Source organism: Bradyrhizobium sp. UFLA01-814 (genome assembly GCF_046718885.1).
Lineage (GTDB): Bacteria > Pseudomonadota > Alphaproteobacteria > Rhizobiales > Xanthobacteraceae > Bradyrhizobium > Bradyrhizobium elkanii.
On sequence record NZ_JAQOSR010000006.1, the window covers coordinates 83,083 to 104,271 of the forward strand.

The 21,189-nt window shown below is 64.8% G+C and carries 20 protein-coding genes; 13 read left to right on the forward strand and 7 right to left on the reverse strand.

What is annotated here, in order from left to right:
• Positions 1-7 precede the first annotated feature (7 nt).
• From PMN64_RS03420 to PMN64_RS03430, 3 genes are all read right to left on the reverse strand, one after another.
• On the reverse strand, positions 8-436 hold the full coding sequence (locus PMN64_RS03420; protein WP_411779707.1) for a hypothetical protein: 429 nt from the start codon (positions 434-436) through the stop codon (positions 8-10).
• Between the two features lie 82 nt (positions 437-518).
• On the reverse strand, positions 519-1,199 hold the full coding sequence (locus tag PMN64_RS03425; protein WP_038384092.1) for a site-2 protease family protein: 681 nt from the start codon (positions 1,197-1,199) through the stop codon (positions 519-521).
• An 85-nt stretch (positions 1,200-1,284) separates the two neighbouring features.
• A complete protein-coding gene (locus tag PMN64_RS03430) occupies positions 1,285-2,187 on the reverse strand; it encodes a DMT family transporter (protein ID WP_411779708.1) in 903 nt (300 codons plus the stop codon).
• Positions 2,188-2,279: 92 nt separating this feature from the next.
• On the opposite strand from PMN64_RS03430, the gene PMN64_RS03435 reads away from it, so the two are divergent.
• Positions 2,280-3,152, forward strand: a complete 873-nt coding sequence (locus PMN64_RS03435; RefSeq protein WP_411779709.1) for a LysR substrate-binding domain-containing protein — start codon at positions 2,280-2,282, stop codon at positions 3,150-3,152.
• Here the strand turns inward: PMN64_RS03435 and PMN64_RS03440 are convergent.
• From PMN64_RS03440 to PMN64_RS03455, 4 genes are all read right to left on the reverse strand, one after another.
• Positions 3,149-3,895: an SDR family NAD(P)-dependent oxidoreductase gene (locus tag PMN64_RS03440; protein WP_038379849.1), complete on the reverse strand. Its 747-nt coding sequence runs from the start codon at positions 3,893-3,895 to the stop codon at positions 3,149-3,151. The genes PMN64_RS03435 and PMN64_RS03440 overlap by 4 nt on opposite strands.
• Positions 3,896-4,021: 126 nt before the next feature.
• Positions 4,022-4,756 carry an SDR family oxidoreductase gene (locus PMN64_RS03445; protein WP_304499762.1) on the reverse strand — a complete coding sequence of 245 codons (735 nt, stop codon included), beginning with the start codon at positions 4,754-4,756 and terminating at the stop codon, positions 4,022-4,024.
• 113 nt (positions 4,757-4,869) lie between these two features.
• Positions 4,870-6,708, reverse strand: a complete 1,839-nt coding sequence (locus PMN64_RS03450) for an IlvD/Edd family dehydratase (RefSeq protein WP_411779710.1) — start codon at positions 6,706-6,708, stop codon at positions 4,870-4,872.
• Positions 6,709-6,920: 212 nt separating this feature from the next.
• The gene (locus PMN64_RS03455) at positions 6,921-7,949 is read right to left on the reverse strand and encodes a LacI family DNA-binding transcriptional regulator (protein WP_411779711.1); all 1,029 of its coding nucleotides are present in this window, start codon (positions 7,947-7,949) and stop codon (positions 6,921-6,923) included.
• A 206-nt stretch (positions 7,950-8,155) separates the two neighbouring features.
• Here PMN64_RS03455 and PMN64_RS03460 point away from each other — a divergent pair, with 206 nt between their 5' ends.
• The 12 genes from PMN64_RS03460 to PMN64_RS03515 all read left to right on the forward strand — a co-directional run bounded on the left by PMN64_RS03460 (position 8,156) and on the right by PMN64_RS03515 (position 21,118).
• Positions 8,156-9,223: an ABC transporter ATP-binding protein gene (locus PMN64_RS03460; protein ID WP_028334988.1), complete on the forward strand. Its 1,068-nt coding sequence runs from the start codon at positions 8,156-8,158 to the stop codon at positions 9,221-9,223.
• Positions 9,224-9,299: 76 nt separating this feature from the next.
• The gene (locus tag PMN64_RS03465; RefSeq protein ID WP_028344629.1) at positions 9,300-10,619 is read left to right on the forward strand and encodes an ABC transporter substrate-binding protein; all 1,320 of its coding nucleotides are present in this window, start codon (positions 9,300-9,302) and stop codon (positions 10,617-10,619) included.
• A 109-nt stretch (positions 10,620-10,728) separates the two neighbouring features.
• Entirely contained in the window at positions 10,729-11,688 is a 960-nt protein-coding gene (locus tag PMN64_RS03470; protein ID WP_018271134.1) for a carbohydrate ABC transporter permease, read from the forward strand.
• Positions 11,681-12,604, forward strand: a complete 924-nt coding sequence (locus PMN64_RS03475) for a carbohydrate ABC transporter permease (protein WP_411779712.1) — start codon at positions 11,681-11,683, stop codon at positions 12,602-12,604. The genes PMN64_RS03470 and PMN64_RS03475 overlap by 8 nt, the downstream gene beginning before the upstream one ends.
• Before the next feature lie 52 nt (positions 12,605-12,656).
• Positions 12,657-13,643: a D-erythronate dehydrogenase gene (gene denD, locus PMN64_RS03480; protein WP_411779713.1), complete on the forward strand. Its 987-nt coding sequence runs from the start codon at positions 12,657-12,659 to the stop codon at positions 13,641-13,643.
• Between the two features lie 130 nt (positions 13,644-13,773).
• Positions 13,774-14,730, forward strand: a complete 957-nt coding sequence (locus PMN64_RS03485) for a sugar kinase (RefSeq protein WP_411779714.1) — start codon at positions 13,774-13,776, stop codon at positions 14,728-14,730.
• A complete protein-coding gene (eda, locus tag PMN64_RS03490; protein ID WP_411779715.1) occupies positions 14,727-15,377 on the forward strand; it encodes a bifunctional 4-hydroxy-2-oxoglutarate aldolase/2-dehydro-3-deoxy-phosphogluconate aldolase in 651 nt (216 codons plus the stop codon). Before PMN64_RS03485 ends, eda begins: the two co-directional genes overlap by 4 nt.
• A 138-nt stretch (positions 15,378-15,515) precedes the next feature.
• Positions 15,516-16,685, forward strand: coding sequence for an acetyl-CoA acetyltransferase (locus PMN64_RS03495; RefSeq protein WP_411779716.1), 1,170 nt, complete (start codon positions 15,516-15,518; stop codon positions 16,683-16,685).
• A 1-nt stretch (position 16,686) separates the two neighbouring features.
• The gene (locus PMN64_RS03500; protein WP_411779717.1) at positions 16,687-18,225 is read left to right on the forward strand and encodes a class I adenylate-forming enzyme family protein; all 1,539 of its coding nucleotides are present in this window, start codon (positions 16,687-16,689) and stop codon (positions 18,223-18,225) included.
• 143 nt (positions 18,226-18,368) lie between these two features.
• Positions 18,369-18,578, forward strand: coding sequence for a hypothetical protein (locus tag PMN64_RS03505; protein WP_016847187.1), 210 nt, complete (start codon positions 18,369-18,371; stop codon positions 18,576-18,578).
• Positions 18,579-18,740: 162 nt separating this feature from the next.
• Positions 18,741-19,940 (forward strand): CaiB/BaiF CoA transferase family protein, encoded by a 1,200-nt coding sequence (locus tag PMN64_RS03510; protein WP_028344636.1) that lies wholly within the window; start codon positions 18,741-18,743, stop codon positions 19,938-19,940.
• An 11-nt stretch (positions 19,941-19,951) separates the two neighbouring features.
• The gene (locus PMN64_RS03515) at positions 19,952-21,118 is read left to right on the forward strand and encodes an acyl-CoA dehydrogenase family protein (RefSeq protein ID WP_028344637.1); all 1,167 of its coding nucleotides are present in this window, start codon (positions 19,952-19,954) and stop codon (positions 21,116-21,118) included.
• Positions 21,119-21,189: the final 71 nt, after the last annotated feature.

Genomic DNA, 21,189 nt, shown 5'->3' on the forward strand with positions numbered 1-21,189 from the left:
GACGGCGCTATTTCCAGTAGTACCGGATCGCGACGTAGACCACGACGAGGCAGGCGAAGATCAGCGCCACCGGCATCGAACGCTTGGCGTTCGGGTCGGAGGCGCTCGCCTTCTTGGCGGGCAGGCGGCGGAACGCCGTGACATTGCCGCTGTCAGCCACCGGCTCACGCGCGCGCGCCGGAACCTCCGGTGCTTTGCCGGCGCCGCCCATCTCGACATAATAGGTGCGATACATTTGCTGGATGGTCGCCTCGCCGGCGTCGGCTTCGCTCATCTGTTCCAGCAGCTTGTTGTAAATGGCCAGGAAATTCTGTGCCTCGGGCGGCAAGGCGGAGGCGCCGTTCAGCTTCGCCATCATCTTCCAGGTCGCAAAGTCGGCCCGCGCGCGGGTGTCGGCGCGTCGTGCAATCAGCATATCGGCAGCTTTGATCACCATGGCCTCGAAGCGTTCCCGTCCTCAACGCACGACCCGGAAGAATGGCTACCGGTTTTCCGGTCGGATCATACGCAGATCAAGGCTATGTGTTTCCGGTAATGAGGAGAAGGGCGTTGATTACATAGCCGGTCAGAGTTCGCAGTATCGTTGAAATAACATCAAGATTTAGGCCGACTTGCTGGCCGATCACCGGCAGCAGGATCAACAGCCCGATCAGGATCAGCATGCCGTAGGGCTCCAGCCGGGCGAGCGGGATCGCCAGCGGCCTTGGCAGCAGCCCGACCGCGACCCGGCCGCCGTCCAGCGGCGGGATCGGCATCATGTTGAAGATCGCGAGCACGATGTTGATCAGGAAGGCGTTTTTCAGGTTGTCCGCGGTCCATTTTGCGGCATCGGCCGGCACCAATGGCAGCGCGTGGAATGCCAGCGCCGCGGCGATCGCCAGGATGATGTTGGTGGCCGGGCCGGCCAGTGCCACCCACACCATGTCGAGCTTGGGATGATTGAGCTTGCGGAAGTTCACCGGCACCGGCTTGGCATAGCCGAACAGAAACGGCGAATGCGCGAACAGCAGCACGGCAGGCAGGATCAGCGTGCCGAACGGATCGATGTGCTTCAGCGGGTTGAAGCTGACGCGGCCGAGCTGCCAGGCGGTGTCGTCGCCGAGCCGGTGCGCGACGAAGCCGTGTGCGGCTTCGTGAAACGTGATCGCAATGACCACCGGCAATACCCAGACGGAGATGTCATAGAGGGAGATGTTCAATGGCGTGCCGCCTCGGGTTCGCTGGGACCGGACCTCAGGCTAGCACGGATTCGCTGAAGGCCTTGCTGGCGAGCGTTGCCGCAGGTCAGCGCAGATCGGGGGCGACCGCGTGCGCCAGGGGCGGCTGCGTGGTTGCGATCCAGATGCCGGCGAAAACGGTGACGATGCCGGCCACCAGATTCCAGCTCAGCGGCTCGCCGAGCAGGGCTGCGCCGACCAGCGATGCCGCGATCGGATTGACGGTGACGGAGATTGCGACCCGGGTCGGGGTCGTCCGCTCCAGCGCGAAGGCCCAGAGATAGAAGGTGAGTGCGGCGCCGAATGCTCCGAGATAGATCGCGCCGAACCATTGCGGCGCGCCGAAATCGGCGACCGGCGCAAAACTGCCGCGCAGCAGCGACGCTGTCATGAGGACAACAGCCCCGGCCGCCATCGCGAGCGTGGTGAAGGGGATCGGGCCGGAGCGGCGGATATAGGGTTTTGACCCGATGCTGTAGAGCGCCATGCACAGCGCGGCCGCGATCATCAAGAGGTCGCCGCGCCAGGCGCCAGGTGGCGCCGTGGCGAGGCCGGAGAGCAGCGCCATCGAGACGCCAAGGATGGTGATCAGGACGCCTGCAGTTTTGCGCGCGGTGAGCGCTTCGGCGCCCAACGCCGCGCCGACCAGCATGGTCAGCAGCGGCAGTGTCGACAGCGCGAGCGCGCCGCGCGCAGCGGTGGTGAAGATCAGCGAGGCGTTGAACAGGACCGGAAACGCTGCAAAGAACAGCAGGCCGAGGCCGGCAACGCCGAGCCAGTCGTACCGCGTCGGCCAGCTCCGGCGTTGCAGCAGTGCCAGCGGCAGCAGCAGCAAGACGCCGATGCCGAAGCGGAACGCGCCGATCGCCAGCGGATCGATGGCGCCGACCAGAAACCGCGTCGCCCCGATCGAAGTGCCGCCCAGCGCGCTCGATGCCACCGCCGACAACACGCCCCAGATCTCGCCCATTCCGTTCGCCCCTTGGTTTTGCTTGCGCAATCTAGGGACCAGGACATAATCAGGGAATGGAATAGATTTGATCGACTAAATTACAGATCGTTATGAGTGCGCCCATCCTGGACCCGGATCTTCTGCAGGCCTTTGTCGCGGTGGCGGAGCATCGCTCCTTCACCCGCGCGGCCTCGGTGCTGAACCGGACCCAATCGGCCGTCAGCATGCAGGTGAAGCGGCTGGAAGAGCGGCTGCAGGCCGAACTGTTTCACCGCAGCACGTCAAGCGTCGATCTCAGTGCGGCAGGCGAGGGATTGCTCGGCTATGCCCGCCGCATTCTGAGCCTCAACGCGGAGGCGGTTGGCCGGGTGCGCGCGCATGGCACGGATGGACGGGTTCGCCTTGGCGTGATGGACGACTATGGGACGATGATCGTCCCGCCGCTGCTCAAGGAGTTCATCGCCAGCTATCCGCTGATCCATGTCGAGATGGAGACGGGGCTGACGTCGACGATGACCGATCGGCTCGGCGAACCCTATGACCTCGTGATCGCGATGCACCCCGAGGGACGCGGCGAGGGCGAGTTGCTGCGTACCGAGCAGGCGGTGTGGGCTGCGAGCGCCGCGCATCGCATCGAGGAGCTCGATCCGCTGCCGGTCGCGCTCTATCCGCAGGGCTGCCTGTTCCGGAGCTGGGCGATGCAGGCGCTGGACGAGGCGAACCGGCCGTGGCGGCTCGCCTTTGTCAGCCACAGCCTGTCCGCGGTCGAGGCGATCGCGGCGCAGGGCCTCGCCGTGACCGTGGTTAAGTCGGGGACGTTTCCGCAGACTCTGCGTCGGCTGACCGCGCGCGACGGCATGCCGAGGTTGCCGCGGGCCGAGATACGGCTGCATCGCGCGCAAAACCTGTCGCACGCGGCGTCACTCCTGGCCGATCATCTCGTCGCGGCGCTGCGGCAGCCGGCGAGGCGAGCGGCGATTTAATAGGTCGCGCGTCCGCCGGAGATGTCGAACACCGCGCCGGTGGAGAACGCGCAGTCCTCTGATGCCAGCCACGCCACCATCGAGGCGAGCTCCTCGACCTGCACGAAGCGGGCTTTCGGGATCTTCGACAGCATGAAGTCGATGTGCGCTTGCGTCATCTGGTCGAAGATCGCGGTCTTCGCCGCGGCCGGCGTCACCGCATTGACCAGGATGTCGTGCTGCGCGAGCTCCTTGCCGAGCGATTTGGTGAGCGCGATCAGGCCCGCCTTCGACGACGAATAATGCGCGGCGTTCGGATTGCCTTCCTTGCCGGCGATCGAGGCGATGTTGACGATGCGACCGTATTTCTGGCCGATCATGGTCGGCACGATCGCCTTGCAGCAGATGAAGGGACCCTCGAGATTGATGCGCATCACCCTGCGCCAGTCGTCGAGATCGGTTTCCCATACCGGCTTGTTGGCCCCGGTGATGCCGGCGTTGTTGACGAGAATGTCGATCTTGCCGAACGCCCGCAGCGTTTGATCGCGCGCGGCGTCGACCGCGTCGGGATCGGTGACGTCGGTCTTGATCGCGATCACGTTCTCGCCGATCGCCCGCGCGGTCTTCTCGGCCAGCGGCTGGTCGAAATCCCAGATCGCGACCTTGGCGCCCGACGCGACAAAGCGCTCGGTGATGGCGCGGCCAAATCCCTGCGCGCCGCCGGTGACGACGGCACAGCGGCCGTTGAGATCGATCTTGTTCATTGCCTTGTCCTTTGACATTTTGCTCAAATGCTCCACATGCGTTGGCGGAGATATCGTGCCTTGCCCCTCACCCGGATTGCTTCGCAATCCGACCTCTCCCCGCAGAAGGGCGGGGAGAGGTCAGAGCTAAAGCGTCCAGCCGCCGTCGATGACATGCGCGACGCCTGTCGTGAACGAGCTTTCGTCGCTGGCAAGATAGACGGCGAGCGCGGCGATTTCCTCGGCGGTGCCGAGCCGGCCCATCGGCTGGCGCGCAACGAACATCTCGCGTCCCTGCGGGCCGGCAGCCGCTGCACGCTCAAGCATCGAAGGCGTCTCGATGGTGCCGGGGCAGATGCAGTTGCAGCGGATGCCCTTGGTGATGAAGTCGGCCGCGACCGAGCGCGTCAGTGCCGCAACTGCGGCCTTGGTGGCGCTATAGACGTAGCGGTTCGGCGCCGCCTTCACCGCGCCGGCGGCGGAGGCGATGTTGACGATGGAGCCGCCGCCCTGCGCCAGCATGCCGGGCAGGAAGGCGCGCGTGGTGCGGTGCATCGACTTGACGTTGAGGTCGAAGGAGAAGTCCCAGTCGTCGTCCGAGCACTCCAGCGCCGTGCCGTGATGCACGAAGCCCGCGGCATTGAGCAGGATGTCGGTCTTCCCGGCGCGTTTTGCCATTGCCTCGACCGCTGCGGTGTCGCGCACGTCGAGCTTCGCAACCTCGGCGACGCCTTCCTGCTTGAGCAGTGCAAGCTTGCCTTCGTCGATATCGGACGCGAACACGGCCGCGCCCTCGCGGGCAAAGGCCAGCGCGCAGGCGCGGCCGATGCCGACGGCCGCTGCGGTTACGAATGCGCGTTTGCCCTTCAGGCGGTCTGACATGCGTTTCTTCCTTCTTTGGCGATTTGCAGTGTCATGCGCGGGCTTGACCCGCGCATCCATCTTCCGAAGAACGATGGATTGCCGGGTCGAGCCCGGCAATGACGGTTTGCGTCCTAGTGATTGTCGCGCGCCACGCCGACCTTGCCGGCGATGTCGTGGTAGCGCGTCGCGAGCTCGAGGCAGGCGCCGGTCGCGTGCTGGCCGACGGTCTGCCGGTAGAGCTCCTGCCACGGCGTCTGGTTGGCCGGATGCGGGAAGCCGCCCTTGGCCTTCAGCTCGGCGCGGCGGGTGCGCAGCTCATCCTCCGAGATCATGATGTTGGCGCTGCCCTTGTTGAGGTCGATGCGCACCTTGTCGCCGGTCCTCAGGATCGCGAGCCCGCCATCGGCGGCAGCCTCGGGCGAAGCGTTGAGGATCGAGGGCGAGCCCGAGGTGCCGGACTGCCTTCCGTCGCCGATGCAGGGCAGGGACAGGATGCCGCGTTTGATCAGCGCTGCCGGCGGCTGCATGTTCACGACCTCGGCGCCGCCGGGATAGCCGATCGGACCGGTGCCGCGGACGAACAGGACGCAGTGCTCGTCGATCTCGAGCGCGGGATCCTCGATGCGGTTGTGATAATCCTCCGGCCCCTCGAACACGATGGCGCGGCCCTCGAAGGCATTGAGGTCCTTCGGATTGGACAGGTACCGGTCGCGGAATTCCTTCGAGATCACGCTGGTCTTCATGATGGCGGAGTCGAACAGATTGCCGCGCAGCACGATGAAGCCGGCGTCCTTCACCAGCGGCTTGTCGTAGCCCCAGATCACGTCGCCGTCGGGCGCAGGTGCTTCCTTGCAATTCTCGCCCATGGTGCGGCCGTTGACGGTAAGGGCGCCTTCGTGGATGCGCTTGTGCTTGATCAGCTCGCGCACCACCGAGGGCACGCCGCCGGCGCGGTGATATTCCTCGCCGAGATAGAAGCCGGCCGGCTGCATGTTCACCAGCAGCGGGACGTCATGGCCGTATTTCTGCCAGTCGTCGATCGACAGCTCGACGCCGACATGGCGCGCCAGCGCATTGATGTGGATCGGTGCATTGGTCGAGCCGCCGATCGCGGAGTTGACCACGATGCAGTTCTCGAACGCCTCGCGCGTCAGGAAGTCCGACGGCTTCAAATCCTCCCAGACCATGTCGACGATGCGCTTGCCGGTCTCGTAGGCGATCTGGCCGCGCTCGCGATACGGCGCCGGGATCGCCGCGCAGCCCGGCAGCGAGAAGCCGAGCGCTTCCGCGAGCGAGTTCATGGTGGAGGCGGTGCCCATCGTGTTGCAATGGCCGACCGAGGGGGCCGAGGAGGCCACGATCTCGATGAATTGCTCATAGTCGATCTCGCCCGCGGCGAGCCGCTCCCGCGCCTTCCACACCACGGTGCCGGAGCCGGTGCGATGGCCCTCGTGCCAGCCGTTCAACATCGGGCCGCCCGACAGCACGATCGCCGGCAGGTTGACGGTCGCCGCCGCCATCATGCAGGCCGGCGTGGTCTTGTCGCAGCCGGTGGTCAGCACCACGCCGTCGAGCGGATAGCCGAACAGCACCTCGACCAGGCCGAGATAGGCGAGGTTGCGGTCGAGCGCCGCGGTCGGGCGCTTGCCGGTCTCCTGGATCGGATGGGTGGGAAACTCCATGGCGATGCCGCCGGCGGCGCGGATGCCCTCGCGGACGCGGTGTGCGAGCTCGAGGTGATGCCGGTTGCAGGGCGACAGGTCGTTGCCGGTCTGCGCGATGCCGATGATCGGCTTGCCCGACTGCAATTCCTCGCGCGTCAGGCCGTAATTGAGATAGCGCTCGAGATAGAGCGCGGTCATGCCCGGATTGTGCGGGTTGTCGAACCATTCCTGGGAGCGGAGCCTGCGGCCCTTGCCCTTGCTGGTCGCGCCTGCGGCGTCGTGCCCGTTGGTGGGGGGTTTTGTCATTGGTTTCTCCCGCAATGCAAACTCTGGTGGGCCCATTCAAGGGCTCTGGTTCAACGTCGTTGCTACCTTGCGCAAATCGCCGTGCAGTACAAACCCGACCGATCACGCACAGGTGTTTCGTGTGATGGATTGGACCTTAGTTGAAGGGTCTTGGTTGCGCTATCATTTTATCATTTTTCGTGTCCCTTATGACGGACAGGTAGCGGGCGAAGTCAATTGCGTCGCGCCGAGCTTTGCCGTTCCATGACACTGAAGCCGAGATCGACGACGGGTTCGGCGGGCCGGCGCCCTTCGAGCGTCTCGATCACCATCACGGCAGCGTTTCTGCCCATTTCGTAGCGATTGGTGCGCACGCTGCTCAAGGTCGGCTCGCTCGACGCCATGAATTCGAGGTCGTTGAAGCCGACGATCGCCATCTGCTGCGGCACCGCCATGTGCCGTCGCTTGCATTCGAACAGTGCGCCAAGCGCAAGGTCGTCATTGACGCAGAACACGGCGTCGATGTCGGGCGCCTTGGCGAGCAGGTCGGCAAACAGCGTCCCGCCGAGCGTGACCGAGGTCGGGATCGCCGTTGTCACAATCAGCTGTGGATCGAACAGCCCAGCGTCGGTCATCGCGGAGCGATAGCCGTCGAGCCGGCGCTGCACCCGCGGATCCATCCGTGCGCCGAGGAAGCCGATCCGCCGGTAGCCCCGCGCGAGCAGGTGGGCGATGGCCGCTTTTGCGGCGTCAAAATGCGAGAATCCGATCATCATGTCGATCGGGGAGGGACCGACCTCCATGATCTGGACGATCGGACAATCGACCGTCTCCATGATGCGGCGGGAATCGGCGGTCTGGTTGATGCCGGTAATGATCAGCCCGGCGGGCTTCTGTGCCAAAAACAGACGCAGCAGGCGCTCTTCCTGCAGGATGCTGTAGCGGGTGTTGGCGAGCTGAATGCTGTAGCGGCTGCCGTCGAGCGCGTCATAGATGCCGCGCAGCACGTCGGAGAACACGTTGTTGGTCAGCGACGGGATCAGGACACCGATCACCTCGGTGCGCTGCGACGCAAGCGCGCGTGCCGCGAGATTGGGCACGTAACCGAGTTCTTTTGCCGCACTTTCGACCCGCGCGCGCTTGCCGGCCGAAAGTGCTTCCGGATTCCTGAAGAACCGTGAGGCCGTGATCGGACTGACACCGGCGAGCTTCGCGACTTCGGCGAGCCGGATCTTGCCTGGCGTGATGCGCTTTCGGGCCATTTGCCGCTCATATCACGACGTTCGTCGCAGACAAACTGATATTGACAGCGCTACCAAGCGGTTGCTAATCGAACGATTGCCAAAACCGGATAAACTGCGGACAATAACGCCAGTCCAACAGCGCCGCGCACCCAGCGCGGCCGGAACAAAACAGAGCGGTGGCGGCACTCGTCGTACGTCGTCGGGAACTTGAGGGAGGGAAGTGGATGTCGTCGGTCCAGATTCGCGACGTGCGGAAATCGTTCGGCAATTTCGAGGTCCTGCACGGCGTGTCGATCCCGATCGAGGACGGCGAGTTCGTCGTTCTGGTCGGCCCTTCCGGCTGCGGCAAGTCGACCCTGCTGCGCATGCTGGCGGGGCTCGAGAACATCACCTCCGGCACGATCTCGATCGGCGACCGCGTCGTCAACAATGTCCAGCCCAAAGAGCGCGACATTGCGATGGTGTTCCAGAACTACGCGCTCTACCCGCACATGACCGTCGCCGACAACATGGGCTTCTCGCTCAAGCTGCGCGGCGCCAAGCCCGAGGAGATCTCGACCGGCGTCAAGCGCGCCGCGGAAATCCTCGCGCTGACGCCGCTGCTCGAGCGCTATCCCCGCCAGCTCTCGGGCGGCCAGCGCCAGCGCGTCGCCATGGGCCGCGCCATCGTGCGCGATCCCCAGGTGTTCCTGTTCGATGAGCCGCTGTCGAACCTCGACGCCAAGCTGCGTGTTGCGATGCGCACCGAGATCAAGGAGCTGCACCAGCGGCTGAAGACCACGACCGTCTACGTCACCCACGACCAGATCGAGGCGATGACCATGGCCGACAAGATCGTCGTGATGCATGACGGCATCGTCGAGCAGATGGGCTCGCCGCTCGAGCTCTATGACACGCCGGCGAACCAGTTCGTGGCCGGTTTCATCGGTTCGCCGGCGATGAATTTCCTCAAGGGCAATGTGAAGGTGAACGGCGCCGCCTATTTCGAGGGACCGAATGGCGTCAAGCTGCCGCTGAAATCGGCACCGGCCAATTCCGACGGCCAACCCGCGGTCTACGGCGTGCGGCCCGAGCATTTCACCATCGCCGATGACGGCGCCGAGGCCGAGATCGTGGTGGTCGAGCCGACCGGCTCGGAGACCCAGGTGTTCGCCAAGCTCGGCGGCGAGCAGGTCGTCGCCGTGTTCCGCGAGCGCCATCTGTTCAACCCGGGCGACAAGGTTCGGCTCAAGCCGGATCCGTCGCTGGTCCATCTGTTCGACGATTCGACGGGGAAACGACTGAACAGCTGACGGACCGATCGATCTTAATGGCCGACCAACAGGCCAGATCAAAAACAACAAAAACACAATCATAGGGAGAAGGACGATGCACGATTTTACTCGCCGCTCGCTACTTCAGGGCGGCACGGCGCTGGCTGCAACCGGCATGCTCACCGGGCCGGCGCTGTTCGACTTCGCCAAGGCCTGGGCGCAGAGCGCGCCCTGGAAGGCGGAGCCGGGCGCCAAGCTCACCGTGATGCGCTGGAAGCGCTTCGTGCCCGCGGAAGACGATGCATTCAACGCCATGGTCGCGGCCTTCAAGTCGGCAACCGGCACCGAGATGAACGTGTTCAGCGAGTCCTTCGAGGACGTGCAGCCGAAGGCCTCGGTCGCCGCCAACACCGGCTCGGGTCTCGACCTCGCCTGGGGCCTGCACACGCTGCCGCAGCTGTTCCCGACCAAGGTTCTCAAGATGAACGACGTTGCCGACTACCTCGGCAACAAGTATGGCGGCTGGACCGAAGCCGCGGCCAAGACGTGCAAGCAGGGCAATGACTGGCTCGGCATTCCCGTCGCGACCATCGGCGGCTATTTGACCTATCGCAAGTCGGCGGTCGAGAAGGCCGGCTTCAAGCAGGTGCCGTCCGATTTCCCGGCCTATCTCGAACTGTGCAAGGCGCTGAAGAAGAACAACACGCCGGCCGGCTTCGCGCTCGGCCACGCCACCGGCGACGCCAATGCCTGGGTGCACAACATCCTCTGGGGCCACAACGCCTGGACCGTCGACAAGGACGACAAGGTCATCATCAACTCGCCGGAGACGATGAAGGCGCTGGAGTATGCCAAGGCGCTGTCGGAGACCTTCATTCCGGGTGTCGCGTCCTGGAACGACTCCTCCAACAACAAGGCCTTCCTGTCCGGCGAGCTGTTCCTGACCTCGAACGGCATCTCGATCTACGTCGCGGCCAAGGACGATCCGAGCAAGAAGGAGCTCGCCGACGACATCGACCACGCATTGTGGCCGGTCGGCTCGATCGGCAAGCCGACCGAATTGCAGCTCGCGGTTCCGATCCTCGCCTTCAACTTCTGCAAATATCCGAACGCGGCGAAGGCCTTCATCGCCTTCATGCTGGAGAAGGAGAATTTCGAGAAGTGGCTGTCGGGCGCGCGGGGTTATCTCACCCACACGCTCAATGCCTACGACTCGGCTCCGGTGTGGACCGCCGACCCGAAGAATGCGGTGTTCGGCCAGGCCTCGAAGCGCGCGCTGCCGGCCTCCGGCATCGGCACGCCCGGCGAGAAGGCCGCGACCGCGATCGCCGACTTCATCGTGGTCGACATGTTCGCGAACTACTGCACCGGTGCCAAGGACGGCAAGGCCGCGATGGCGGAAGCCGAACGGCAGCTGAAGCGCATCTATCGCTGATGTGATGGACGCGGGCGGCGGAGCGCCGCCGCCCGCATCATCATTGGAATGCCATCATTGGAATATTGCGTAGTCATGCTCAATCCGTTGAGCAATCGGGACATCGCCTATGGCTGACATCGCCCTTGCGCCGCGACGTGCGAAGACCGAAATCCGCGAAGCGACCGCGTGGGATCAGCTCCGCCACAACAAGAACTGGCTCGGCTTCTGGTTCATGTTGCCGGCGATGGCGTTCCTGATCTTCTTCCTGGCCTATCCGCTGGGGCTCGGCATCTGGCTGTCCTTCACCGACACCCGCATCGGCCGCGTCGGTCATTTCATCGGCACCGAGAACTATGAGTGGCTGTGGGACGACGCGATCTTCTGGCTGTCGGTCTTCAACACGCTGCTCTACACCTTCATCGCCAGCGCCGTGAAGTTCGCGGTTGGGCTCTATCTGGCGCTGCTGCTCAACGAGCGCATGCCGTTCAAGGCGCTGTTGCGCGCCGCGGTGCTGATCCCCTTCATCGTGCCGACCGTGCTGTCGGCGCTGGCGTTCTGGTGGATCTTCGATTCCCAGTTCTCGATCATTTCCTGGTCGCTGAAGCACCTCGGCCTGATCACCCAGAACATCAATTTCCTCGGCGACACCACCTGGGCCCGGATCTGCGTGATCTTCGCCAATATCTGGCGCGGCGTGCCGTTCGTCGCGATCACGCTGCTGGCGGGCCTGCAGACCGTGCAGCCGTCGCTGTATGAGGCGGCGACGTTGGATGGCGCCTCGCGCTGGCAGATGTTCCGCTACATCACCTATCCTTTGCTGACGCCGATCATCGCCGTCGTGATGACGTTCTCGGTGCTGTTCACCTTCACCGACTTCCAGCTGATCTGGGCGATGACCCGCGGCGGCCCGGTCAACGCCACTCATTTGATGGCGACGCTGTCGTATCAGCGCGCGATCATCGCGGGGCAGCTGGGCGAGGGCGCCGCGATCTCGAGCGCGATGATCCCGTTCCTGCTTGCTGCGATCATGGTGTCATGGTTCGGCCTGCAACGCAGGAAGTGGCAGCAGGGAGAGAGCAATGACTGATCTTCCCGCCTCCAAGGTCGACCTCAAGAGCATCCTGTCGACGCCGTCGCGCGTCGACAACAGCGAGGGCATGAGCTACCTGCAGTCGGTGCCGCGGCGGATCGTGACGCTCTACATCCCGCTGTCGATCATCGTGATCATCCTGCTGTTCCCGTTCTATTGGATGGGGCTGACGGCGATCAAGCCGGATGAGCAGCTGCTCGATCTCGACAAGTACAATCCGTTCTGGACCTGGAATCCGACCTTCAAGCACATCCACAAGCTGCTGTTCGAGAGCTACTACCCGCACTGGCTCTGGAACACGATGTATGTGGCGGTGGGCGCCACCGTGCTGTCGATCATCGCGAGCGTGCTCGCGGCCTATGCGATCGTGCGGCTGCGCTACAAGGGCGCCAACGTCGTCGGCGGCCTGATCTTCCTGGCCTATCTGGTGCCGCCGTCGATCCTGTTCATTCCGCTCGCGACCGTCGTGTTTCAGTACGGCCTGTTCGACTCGCCCCTGGCGCTGATCCTGACCTATCCGACCATCCTGATCCCGTTCTCGACCTGGCTGTTGATGGGATATTTCAAGACCATTCCGTTCGAGCTCGAGGAATGCGCGCTGATCGACGGAGCCAGCCGCTGGCAGATCCTGATCAAGATCGTGCTGCCGCTCGCCGTCCCCGGACTGATCTCGGCCTTCATCTTCTGCTTCACGCTGTGCTGGAACGAGTTCATCTATGCGCTGACGTTCCTGCAATCGACCCCCAACAAGACCGTGCCGGTCGCCATCGTCAACGAATTCGTTGACGGTGACATCTATCGCTGGGGGTCCCTGATGGCAGGGGCGCTATGCGGCTCGCTGCCGCTGGTTGTTCTTTACGCGTTCTTCGTTGAGCATTATGTCTCGGCGATGACGGGTGCCGTGAAGGAATGAGCGCGCAAGGCCCGCAGCTGAATTCGAACAAGACAAGAAAAGGAGCAGGGTCGTGCACATTCTGATTCTGGGCGCCGCAGGCATGGTCGGCCGCAAGCTGACCGAGCGTCTCTTGCGCGAGGGCCGCCTCGGCAAGCAGGAGATCACCCGGATGACGCTGCAGGACGTGGTCGCGCCGGCCAAGCCCGCGAATGCCTCGATCCCGGTCAATGTGGTCGCATCCGATTTCGCCGATGCCGGCGCCGCGGCGCCCTTGATCGCCGAGCGTCCCGAGGTGATCTTCCATCTCGCCGCGATCGTCTCGGGCGAGGCCGAGGCCGAGTTCGACAAGGGTTATCGGATCAACCTTGACGGCACCCGCTATCTGATCGACGCCATCCGTGCCGTCGGCGGCGGCTACAAGCCGCGGCTGGTGTTCACGTCCTCGATCGCGGTGTTCGGCGCGCCGTTCCCCGAGAAGATCGGCGACGAATTCTTCCATACGCCGCTGACGAGCTACGGTACCCAGAAGTCGATTTGCGAGCTCCTGATCAACGATTACACCCGCAAGGGTCTGCTCGACGGGATCTCGATCCGCCTGCCGACAATTTGCGTGCGTCCGGGCAAGCCGAACAAGGCGGCGTCCGGCTTCTTCTCGAACATCATCCGCGAGCCGCTGGCGGGCGAGGAGGCGGTGCTGCCGGTCTCCGAGGATGTCCGGCACTGGCACGCCTCGCCGAAATCGGCGGTCGGCTTTCTGATCCACGCCGGCACGATGGATCTCAATGCGATGGGGCCGCGGCGCAATCTCAGCATGCCCGGGATGTCCGTCACCGTCGGCGAGCAGATCGCGTCGCTGGAGCGCGTCGCCGGCAAGAACGTCACCGCGCGGATCAAGCGGGTGCCCGATCCGACCATCATCAGCATCGTTTCGGGCTGGCCGCGCGATTTCGCCACCGACCGCGCGCTGAAGCTCGGCTTCACCACGGCCGAGAAGACGTTCGACGACATCATCCGGATCCATATCGAGGACGAACTCGGCGGCAAGTTCGCCGCCTGAGCGGCGTCCGAGCTAAAGCATGATCCGGAGAAGTGCGAAGTGGTTTTCCGAGAAGATCATGCTCAGACAAGGGGCTAAGGCGCGATGATGATGCAACCAGGCTTCATCGCGCTTTAGCGCGGCGCTTGAGATGACCAGAGTTGCCAGCATCGGCGAATGCATGATCGAGCTGCGCCAGGCCCCTGGCGGCCAGCTCGGCGGGTTGTATTCGCGCTCCTTTGGCGGCGACACGCTCAACACCGCGGTCTATCTGTCTCGGCTCGGCGTCCACGTCGATTACTTCACGGCGCTCGGCGATGATGCGCTGAGCGATGAGATGATCGCGGGCTGGGCGAGCGAAGGCATCGGCACCAAGCATGTCGCGCGATCGGCGGGCAAGCTGCCCGGCCTCTATCTGATCCAGACCGACGACAAGGGCGAGCGGCGCTTCTTCCACTGGCGTGACAGCGCCGCGGCGCGCGACCTGATGGATCTGCCCGAAACGGAAGACATCCTGAACTCGCTCGCGACCTATGACGTCGTCTATCTCTCGGCGATCACGCTCTCGATCCTGCGCGAGGATGGGCGGGAGCGATTGCTGGCGGCGCTGAAGCGTGCGCGGCTGCTGGGGACGCGGTTTGCGTTCGACACCAATTTCCGCGCCCGCGGCTGGCCGGACCTGAGCGTCGCGCGGAAGGTCTTCAGCAGCGCGTTCGAGACGGCCGATATCGTGCTTGCCTCGACCGAGGATCTGGCGCCGCTTTACCCCGGCGAGACCAACACGGCGCTGCTGGCAGGCATCTCGAGCCCCGAGGTCGTGCTGAAGCTCGCCGAGCCGGCGTGCATCGTGCGCTCGGCCGGCGGAACGCGCGAGGTGAAGGCGGAACAGCTCACCAAGCCGGTGGTCGATACCACCGCGGCCGGCGACAGCTTTGCCGCCGCCTATCTCGCCGCGCGGCTCGGCGGCGCCGAGCCGGAGGAGGCCGCGCGCGCCGGCCATCGGCTGGCCGGTGTCGTGGTGTGCTATCCCGGCGCGATCATTCCGCGCTACGCCATGCCGCCGAAAAAGGCGCTTCGTCTCCCATCATCCCGCAAGGCCTCGCAATGACAACGACATCGAAGCAGGACCAGATCGCCGAGCTGATCCGCCAGGCCACCGTGATCCCGGTGCTGACCATCGAGCGGCTCGAGGACGCGGTGCCGCTCGCGAAGGCGCTGGTCGCCGGCGGCGTGCGGACGCTCGAGGTGACGCTGCGGACGGCGGTCGCGGTCGATGCGGCCAAGGCCATCATCGCCGGTGTGCCGGAGGCAATCGTCGGGATCGGCACGATCCTCAATGGTGACGACCTGGCGCGCGCCGAGGCGCTGGGCGCCAAATTCGGCATCAGCCCGGGTGCGACGCCCGAGCTGTTGACGGCGGCAGCCGCCAGCCGGCTGCCCTTCGCGCCGGGGATCGCGACCGCCTCCGAGCTGATGCAGGCGCTGGCCCACGGCTTCGACGTCGTCAAATTCTTCCCGGCCGAGCAGGCGGGCGGTATCAAGGCACTCCGGGCTCTGGCCGGCCCATTTCCGCAGGTCAGGGTGTGCCCGACCGGCGGGGTCAGTGAGGCCAATGCGGCGACCTGGCTGGCCGAGCCCAATGTGCTGGCGGTCGGCGGTTCCTGGCTGTGCCCGGCGGCCGATATCCGCGCCGGCAATTGGGCCGGCATAACCGCCATGTGCGCGACGGCGATGAAAACGCTGAAAGCCGGCTAGAACTCCGTTCCGATAGAAACGGGGTTCTAGATTCTGGTTTTGACGCGTTTTCTTCACGCGAACCGGTGTCCACTTCGCTCGAAAACGCTCTCGAGATACGCTACATAACTCTCCGAACAGGAACAGGGAGATACGGCCATGACCGCCAGCATCGTGGGTTGGGCGCACACGCCATTCGGAAAGTTCGACGTGGAGACCGTCGAGGGTCTCGTGGTCAAGGTCGCCAACGAGGCGCTGGCTGACGCCGGCATCGCCGCGTCTGATGTCGACGAGATCATGCTCGGCCATTTCAACGCCGGCTTCTCGCCCCAGGATTTTACGGCCTCGCTGGTGCTGCAGGCCAATCCGGCGCTGCGCTTCAAGCCGACCACCCGGGTCGAGAACGCCTGCGCCACCGGATCGGCCGCCGTGCATCAGGGCATCCGCGCCATCGAAGCCGGCGCCGCGAAGATCGTGCTGGTGGTCGGCGTCGAGCAGATGACGAAGACGCCGGGCCCGGAGATCGGCAAGAACCTGCTCAAGGCGTCGTATCTGCCCGAGGACGGCGACACGGTCGGCGGCTTTGCCGGCGTGTTCGGCAAGATCGCGCAGGCCTATTTCCAGAAATACGGCGACCAGTCGGATGCGCTGGCGATGATCGCCGCCAAGAACCACAAGAATGGCGTCGCCAATCCCTATGCGCAGATGCGCAAGGATTTCGGCTTCGAGTTCTGCCGCGCCGAGAGCGACAAGAACCCGTTCGTCGCCGGTCCCTTGAAGCGCACCGACTGCTCGCTGGTCTCGGACGGCGCCGCCGCGCTGGTGCTGACCGATGCCGAGACCGCCAGGACCATGGGCAAGGCGGTGAACATCCGCGCCACCGCGCATGCGCAGGACTTCCTGCCGATGTCCAAGCGCGACATCCTGCAGTTCGAAGGCTGCACCACCGCCTGGCAGCGCGCGCTGCAGAAGGCCGGCCTGCAGCTCTCCGACCTGTCCTTCGTCGAGACCCATGACTGCTTCACCGTCGCCGAGCTGATCGAATATGAGGCGATGGGCCTGACGCCGAAGGGACAGGGCGCGCGCGCGATCATGGAAGGCTGGACCCAGAAGGACGGCAAGCTGCCGGTCAATCCGTCCGGCGGCCTCAAGGCCAAGGGCCACCCGATCGGCGCCACCGGCGTCTCCATGCATGTGATGAGCGCGATGCAGCTCACGGGGCAAGCGCCCGAGGGCATGCAGCTCAAGAACCCGCAGATCGGCGGCATCTTCAACATGGGCGGCGCCGCGGTCGCCAACTACGTCTCGATCCTCGAGCCGGCGAAGTAGCTTGAACATTGCCGAATGGCTGGCGGCGACGGCACGGGCGCGTCCGGACGCGCCGGCGCTGCTGACCGGCTTCGATCTCGACGCCGACTATGCCACCTTTGCCCGCCGCGCCGCCTCGATCGGGACGGCGCTGGCGCGCGATCACGGCGTTACCGCCGACGACCGCGTCGCGCTGTTTGCGTCGAACTGCACGCAATATCTCGAATGCCTCTACGGCATCTGGTGGATCGGCGCCGCCGCGATCCCGATCAACGCCAAGCTGCACGGCCGCGAGGCGGCGTGGATCTGCGGCAATGGCGGCGCCAAGCTCGCCTTCGTCTCCGACGACACGATGGGCGCGTTGAACGAGGCGAAGGACGACTGCCCCGCCGGCATGACCACGCTTTCGGTCGACAGCGACGCCTACAAGGCGATGCGAAGCGGCGAGGGGCCACCCGCGCCGCTGCCGCGCGAAAACAACGATCTCGCCTGGCTGTTCTACACATCGGGCACCACCGGTCGCCCGAAGGGCGTGATGCTCAGCCACGGCAATCTGGTCGCGATGTCGCTGTGCTATCTCGCCGACGTCGATCCGGCGACGCCGCACGATGCCTCGCTCTATGCCGCGCCGATTTCGCATGGCGCCGGCCTCTACAATTTCCCGCACGTCCGGATGGGCGGCCGCCACGTCGTGCCGGAGTCCGGCGGCTTCGATCCGGACGAGGTGCTCAACCTCGGCCGCCAGCTCGACAATGTCGTGATGTTCGCGGCCCCCACGATGGTGCGCCGCCTGGTCGATGCCGCGAAGAAGCGCGGCGAGAACGGCCAGGGGCTGCGCACCATCATCTATGGCGGCGGTCCGATGTACACGGCCGACATCACCGATGCGATCGCGACGATGGGCCAGCGCTTCGTGCAGATCTACGGCCAGGGCGAGTCGCCGATGACCATCACGGCGCTGTCGCGCGACTGGCACCGCGCGAGCGACCATCCGCGCTATCTCGAACGGCTGGCTTCGGTCGGGCTGGCGCAGAGCGTCGTCACCGTGCGCATCACCGACAAGGACGGCAACCCGCTGCAAGCCGGGGAGACCGGCGAGATCGAGGTCAAGGGCGCGACCGTGATGCTCGGCTACTGGAACAATCCGAAGGCCAATGCCGAGACATTGAAGGACGGCTGGCTGCGCACCGGCGATGTCGGCCGGCTCGATGCCGACGGCTTCCTCACGCTGTCGGACCGCTCCAAGGACGTGATCATCTCCGGCGGCACCAACATCTATCCGCGCGAGGTCGAGGAAGCCCTGCTGACCCATCCAGATGTCCGCGAGGTCTCGGCCATCGGCGTGCCGGATCCGGAGTGGGGCGAGATCGTCGTCGCCTGCGTCGTGCTGGCGGACGGCGCTACCGCTGACGACGGCAAGCTCGACGCGCATTGCCTTGCCTCGATCGCCCGCTTCAAGCGGCCGAAGCGTTATGTCTATCTCGATGCACTGCCGAAGAACAATTATGGCAAGGTGCTGAAGACCGCGCTGCGGGAGATGCTGGCCAAAGGCATGGGCTAAATCGCGGCGAGGCTGGGTTGAATCGAAAATATCGAAAACAACCCCATGCACAGTAGGGATTGGGGTCACTAGAGCGGTTAAGGGATAGGCCGGGACCTCCCGCCGCGCTAAGCTGCCCGTGCTTGTCACCGGGAGAACGGACCATGGGAATCGAGACGTCTCTGTCGCTGTCGGAAGTGAACGATCGTATCGCGATCCTCCGGGACAATATCAGGCAGCTGATCGAGCAGGCCGCGGGCGCAGCCGGCGCCGAAGTCGAGGAGCGCATCGCCGAGCGGCTCGAGCAGCAGAATGCGGAACTGGAAAGGCTCCTGAAGGCGCGCGAGGTGATGACGGGGCAGTCGCCGGCATAAGGGCGGCGGTGAATACGCTTCGTTTAGCCCATCCGCGTTCCGCCGCACGGAAGCGGCCCGGCTGCCGCCATGCATACGCCCATACGCCCGGCGCAGCTTGATCTCTTTGAAAAGCTCCCGTTACTAGCTCCATAACCACGACATCCGGGAGCGAACAGGACGATGGGACCACTGCAGGGTATCAAGGTCGTCGACATGACGACCGTGCTGATGGGACCCTACGCCACGCAGATGCTTGGCGATTACGGCGCCGACGTCATCAAGGTGGAATCGCCCGATGGCGACGTGACGCGGCAGATCGGTCCGACGCGGCATCCCGGCATGGGACCGGTGTTCCTCAACACCAACCGCAGCAAGCGCTCGGTTTGCCTCGATCTGAAGAAGCCGGCGGGGCGCGAGGCGGTGCTGCGGCTGATCGCGAAGGCCGACGTGCTGGTCTACAATGTGCGCCCGCAGGCGATGGCGCGGCTGCAGCTCGGCTATGACGTCGTTTCCGAGGTCAACCCGCGGCTGATCTATGCCGGCGTGTTCGGCTTCGGCCAGGAGGGACCTTATGCCGCCAAGCCTGCCTATGACGACCTGATCCAGGGCGCGACCGCGCTGCCGGCGCTGATGGCGCAAACCTCCGACGGCGTGCCGCGCTATGTGCCGAACGCGCTGGTCGATCGCATCGTCGGCCTCACCGCGGTCGGCGCGATCTGCGCGAGCCTCGTGCATCGCGACCGCACCGGGCAGGGCCAGCGCGTCGACATTCCTATGTTCGAGACCATGGCCGGCTTCGTCATGGGTGACCACATGGGCGGCTTGACCTACGACCCACCGCTCGACAAGGGCGGCTATGCGCGCCATCTGTCGCCGGACCGGCGGCCGTACAAGACGCTCGACGGCTATATCTGCGTGATCGTCTACAACGACAAGCAGTGGGAGAATTTCTTCAAGGCGACCGGCCGCGACGATCTGCGCAGCGATCCGAAATTCGCGACCTTCGCCGGCCGTGCCACCAATATCGATGTCGTCTACGCCGAGCTCGCGCGTATTCTCCAGACCAAGACCACAGCCGAGTGGAACGAAATCCTCGAAAAGGCCGACGTGCCCGTGATGCCGATGCACGATCTCGAGAGCCTGCTCGAGGACCCGCATATGGTCGCGACCGGCGTCTTCCCCGTGGTCGATCACCCGACCGAGGGCCGGATCCGCAGCATGACTCCGTCGGCGCGCTGGTCGGAGACCAGGGTTGAGCCAAGCCGGCTGGCGCCGCGGCTCGGCGAGCACAGTGCGGAGATTTTGCAGGAGGCAGGTTTCTCCACCGAGGAGATCGCGGCGATGGTGCGCGACGGCGCGGCCAAAGCGGTGCAGGCATAGGAGCACGACAGATGGATTTCGCACTCTCCGCCAACCAGGAATCGATCCGCGATGCCGTCGCCAAGATCTGCTCGCGCTTTGACGAGGCCTACTGGCTGAAGAAGGACAAGGAGGGCGGCTATCCGGCCGACTTCCACCGCGCGCTGGCCGATGCCGGCTGGCTCGGCATCTGCATTCCCGAGGAGTATGGCGGCTCCGGGCTCGGCATCACCGATGCCGCGATCATGATGCGCACGATCTCCGAATCCGGCGCCGGCATGTCCGGCGCGTCCGCGGTGCATATGAACGTGTTCGGGCTCAATCCGGTGGTGGTGTTCGGCACCAAGGAACAGTGCCAGCGCATGCTGCCGCCGATCATCGACGGCCGCGACAAGTCCTGCTTCGCGGTGACCGAGCCCAATACCGGCCTCAACACCACGCAGCTCAAGACCCGCGCGGTGCGCCAGGGCGACAAATACATCGTCAACGGCCAGAAGGTGTGGATCTCGACCGCGCAGGTCGCCAACAAGATCCTGCTGCTCGCGCGCACCACGCCGCTGGAGGAGGTGCGCAGCCCGACCCATGGCCTCAGCCTGTTCTACACCGATTTCGACCGCAAGCGCGTCACCGTGCACGAGATCGAGAAGATGGGCCGCAAGCCGGTCGATTCCAACGAGCTGTTCTTCGAGAATTTCGAGATCCCGGTCGAGGACCGCATCGGCGAGGAGGGCCGCGGCTTCGAATACATCCTGCACGGCATGAATCCCGAACGCATCCTGATCGCGGCCGAAGCGGTCGGTCTCGGCCAGATCGCGCTGAAGCGGGCGTCGGAATATGCCAAGGGCCGCATCGTGTTCAACCGGCCGATCGGCATGAACCAGGCGATCCAGCACCCGCTGGCGAAGTGCTGGATGGAGCTGGAGGCTGCCTGGCTGATGGTGTTGCGCGCCGGCTGGCAGTATGACCAGAACCTGCCCTGCGGCCCCGCGGCGAACTCCGCAAAGTATCTCGCGGCGGAAGCCGGCTTCCATGCCTGCGAGCAGGCGGTGATGACCCATGGCGGTTTCGGCTACGCCAAGGAGTATCACGTCGAGCGTTACTTGCGGGAATCGCTGATTCCGCGCATCGCGCCGATCAGTCCGCAGCTGATCCTCAGCTTCATCGGCGAGAAGGTGCTCGGCCTTCCGAAGTCGTATTGATGAGAATGGGCTCGCGTAGAGACGCCGTTGTGTTTTCCCTCCCCCTGAAAGGGGGGGGCAGGGTGGGGGTC

Excerpts from the sequence above, each read along its gene's own strand:
- PMN64_RS03420 (WP_411779707.1), bottom strand. The coding sequence starts at position 436 with ATGGTGATCAAAGCTGCCGATATGCTGATTGCACGACGCGCCGACACC.
- PMN64_RS03430 (WP_411779708.1), bottom strand. The coding sequence starts at position 2,187 with ATGGGCGAGATCTGGGGCGTGTTGTCGGCGGTGGCATCGAGCGCGCTG.
- PMN64_RS03435 (WP_411779709.1), top strand. The coding sequence starts at position 2,280 with ATGAGTGCGCCCATCCTGGACCCGGATCTTCTGCAGGCCTTTGTCGCG.
- PMN64_RS03440 (WP_038379849.1), bottom strand. The coding sequence starts at position 3,895 with ATGAACAAGATCGATCTCAACGGCCGCTGTGCCGTCGTCACCGGCGGC.
- PMN64_RS03445 (WP_304499762.1), bottom strand. The coding sequence starts at position 4,756 with ATGTCAGACCGCCTGAAGGGCAAACGCGCATTCGTAACCGCAGCGGCC.
- PMN64_RS03450 (WP_411779710.1), bottom strand. The coding sequence starts at position 6,708 with ATGACAAAACCCCCCACCAACGGGCACGACGCCGCAGGCGCGACCAGC.
- PMN64_RS03455 (WP_411779711.1), bottom strand. The coding sequence starts at position 7,949 with ATGGCCCGAAAGCGCATCACGCCAGGCAAGATCCGGCTCGCCGAAGTC.
- PMN64_RS03460 (WP_028334988.1), top strand. The coding sequence starts at position 8,156 with ATGTCGTCGGTCCAGATTCGCGACGTGCGGAAATCGTTCGGCAATTTC.
- PMN64_RS03465 (WP_028344629.1), top strand. The coding sequence starts at position 9,300 with ATGCACGATTTTACTCGCCGCTCGCTACTTCAGGGCGGCACGGCGCTG.
- PMN64_RS03470 (WP_018271134.1), top strand. The coding sequence starts at position 10,729 with ATGGCTGACATCGCCCTTGCGCCGCGACGTGCGAAGACCGAAATCCGC.
- PMN64_RS03475 (WP_411779712.1), top strand. The coding sequence starts at position 11,681 with ATGACTGATCTTCCCGCCTCCAAGGTCGACCTCAAGAGCATCCTGTCG.
- PMN64_RS03485 (WP_411779714.1), top strand. The coding sequence starts at position 13,774 with ATGACCAGAGTTGCCAGCATCGGCGAATGCATGATCGAGCTGCGCCAG.
- eda (WP_411779715.1), top strand. The coding sequence starts at position 14,727 with ATGACAACGACATCGAAGCAGGACCAGATCGCCGAGCTGATCCGCCAG.
- PMN64_RS03495 (WP_411779716.1), top strand. The coding sequence starts at position 15,516 with ATGACCGCCAGCATCGTGGGTTGGGCGCACACGCCATTCGGAAAGTTC.
- PMN64_RS03505 (WP_016847187.1), top strand. The coding sequence starts at position 18,369 with ATGGGAATCGAGACGTCTCTGTCGCTGTCGGAAGTGAACGATCGTATC.
- PMN64_RS03510 (WP_028344636.1), top strand. The coding sequence starts at position 18,741 with ATGGGACCACTGCAGGGTATCAAGGTCGTCGACATGACGACCGTGCTG.
- PMN64_RS03515 (WP_028344637.1), top strand. The coding sequence starts at position 19,952 with ATGGATTTCGCACTCTCCGCCAACCAGGAATCGATCCGCGATGCCGTC.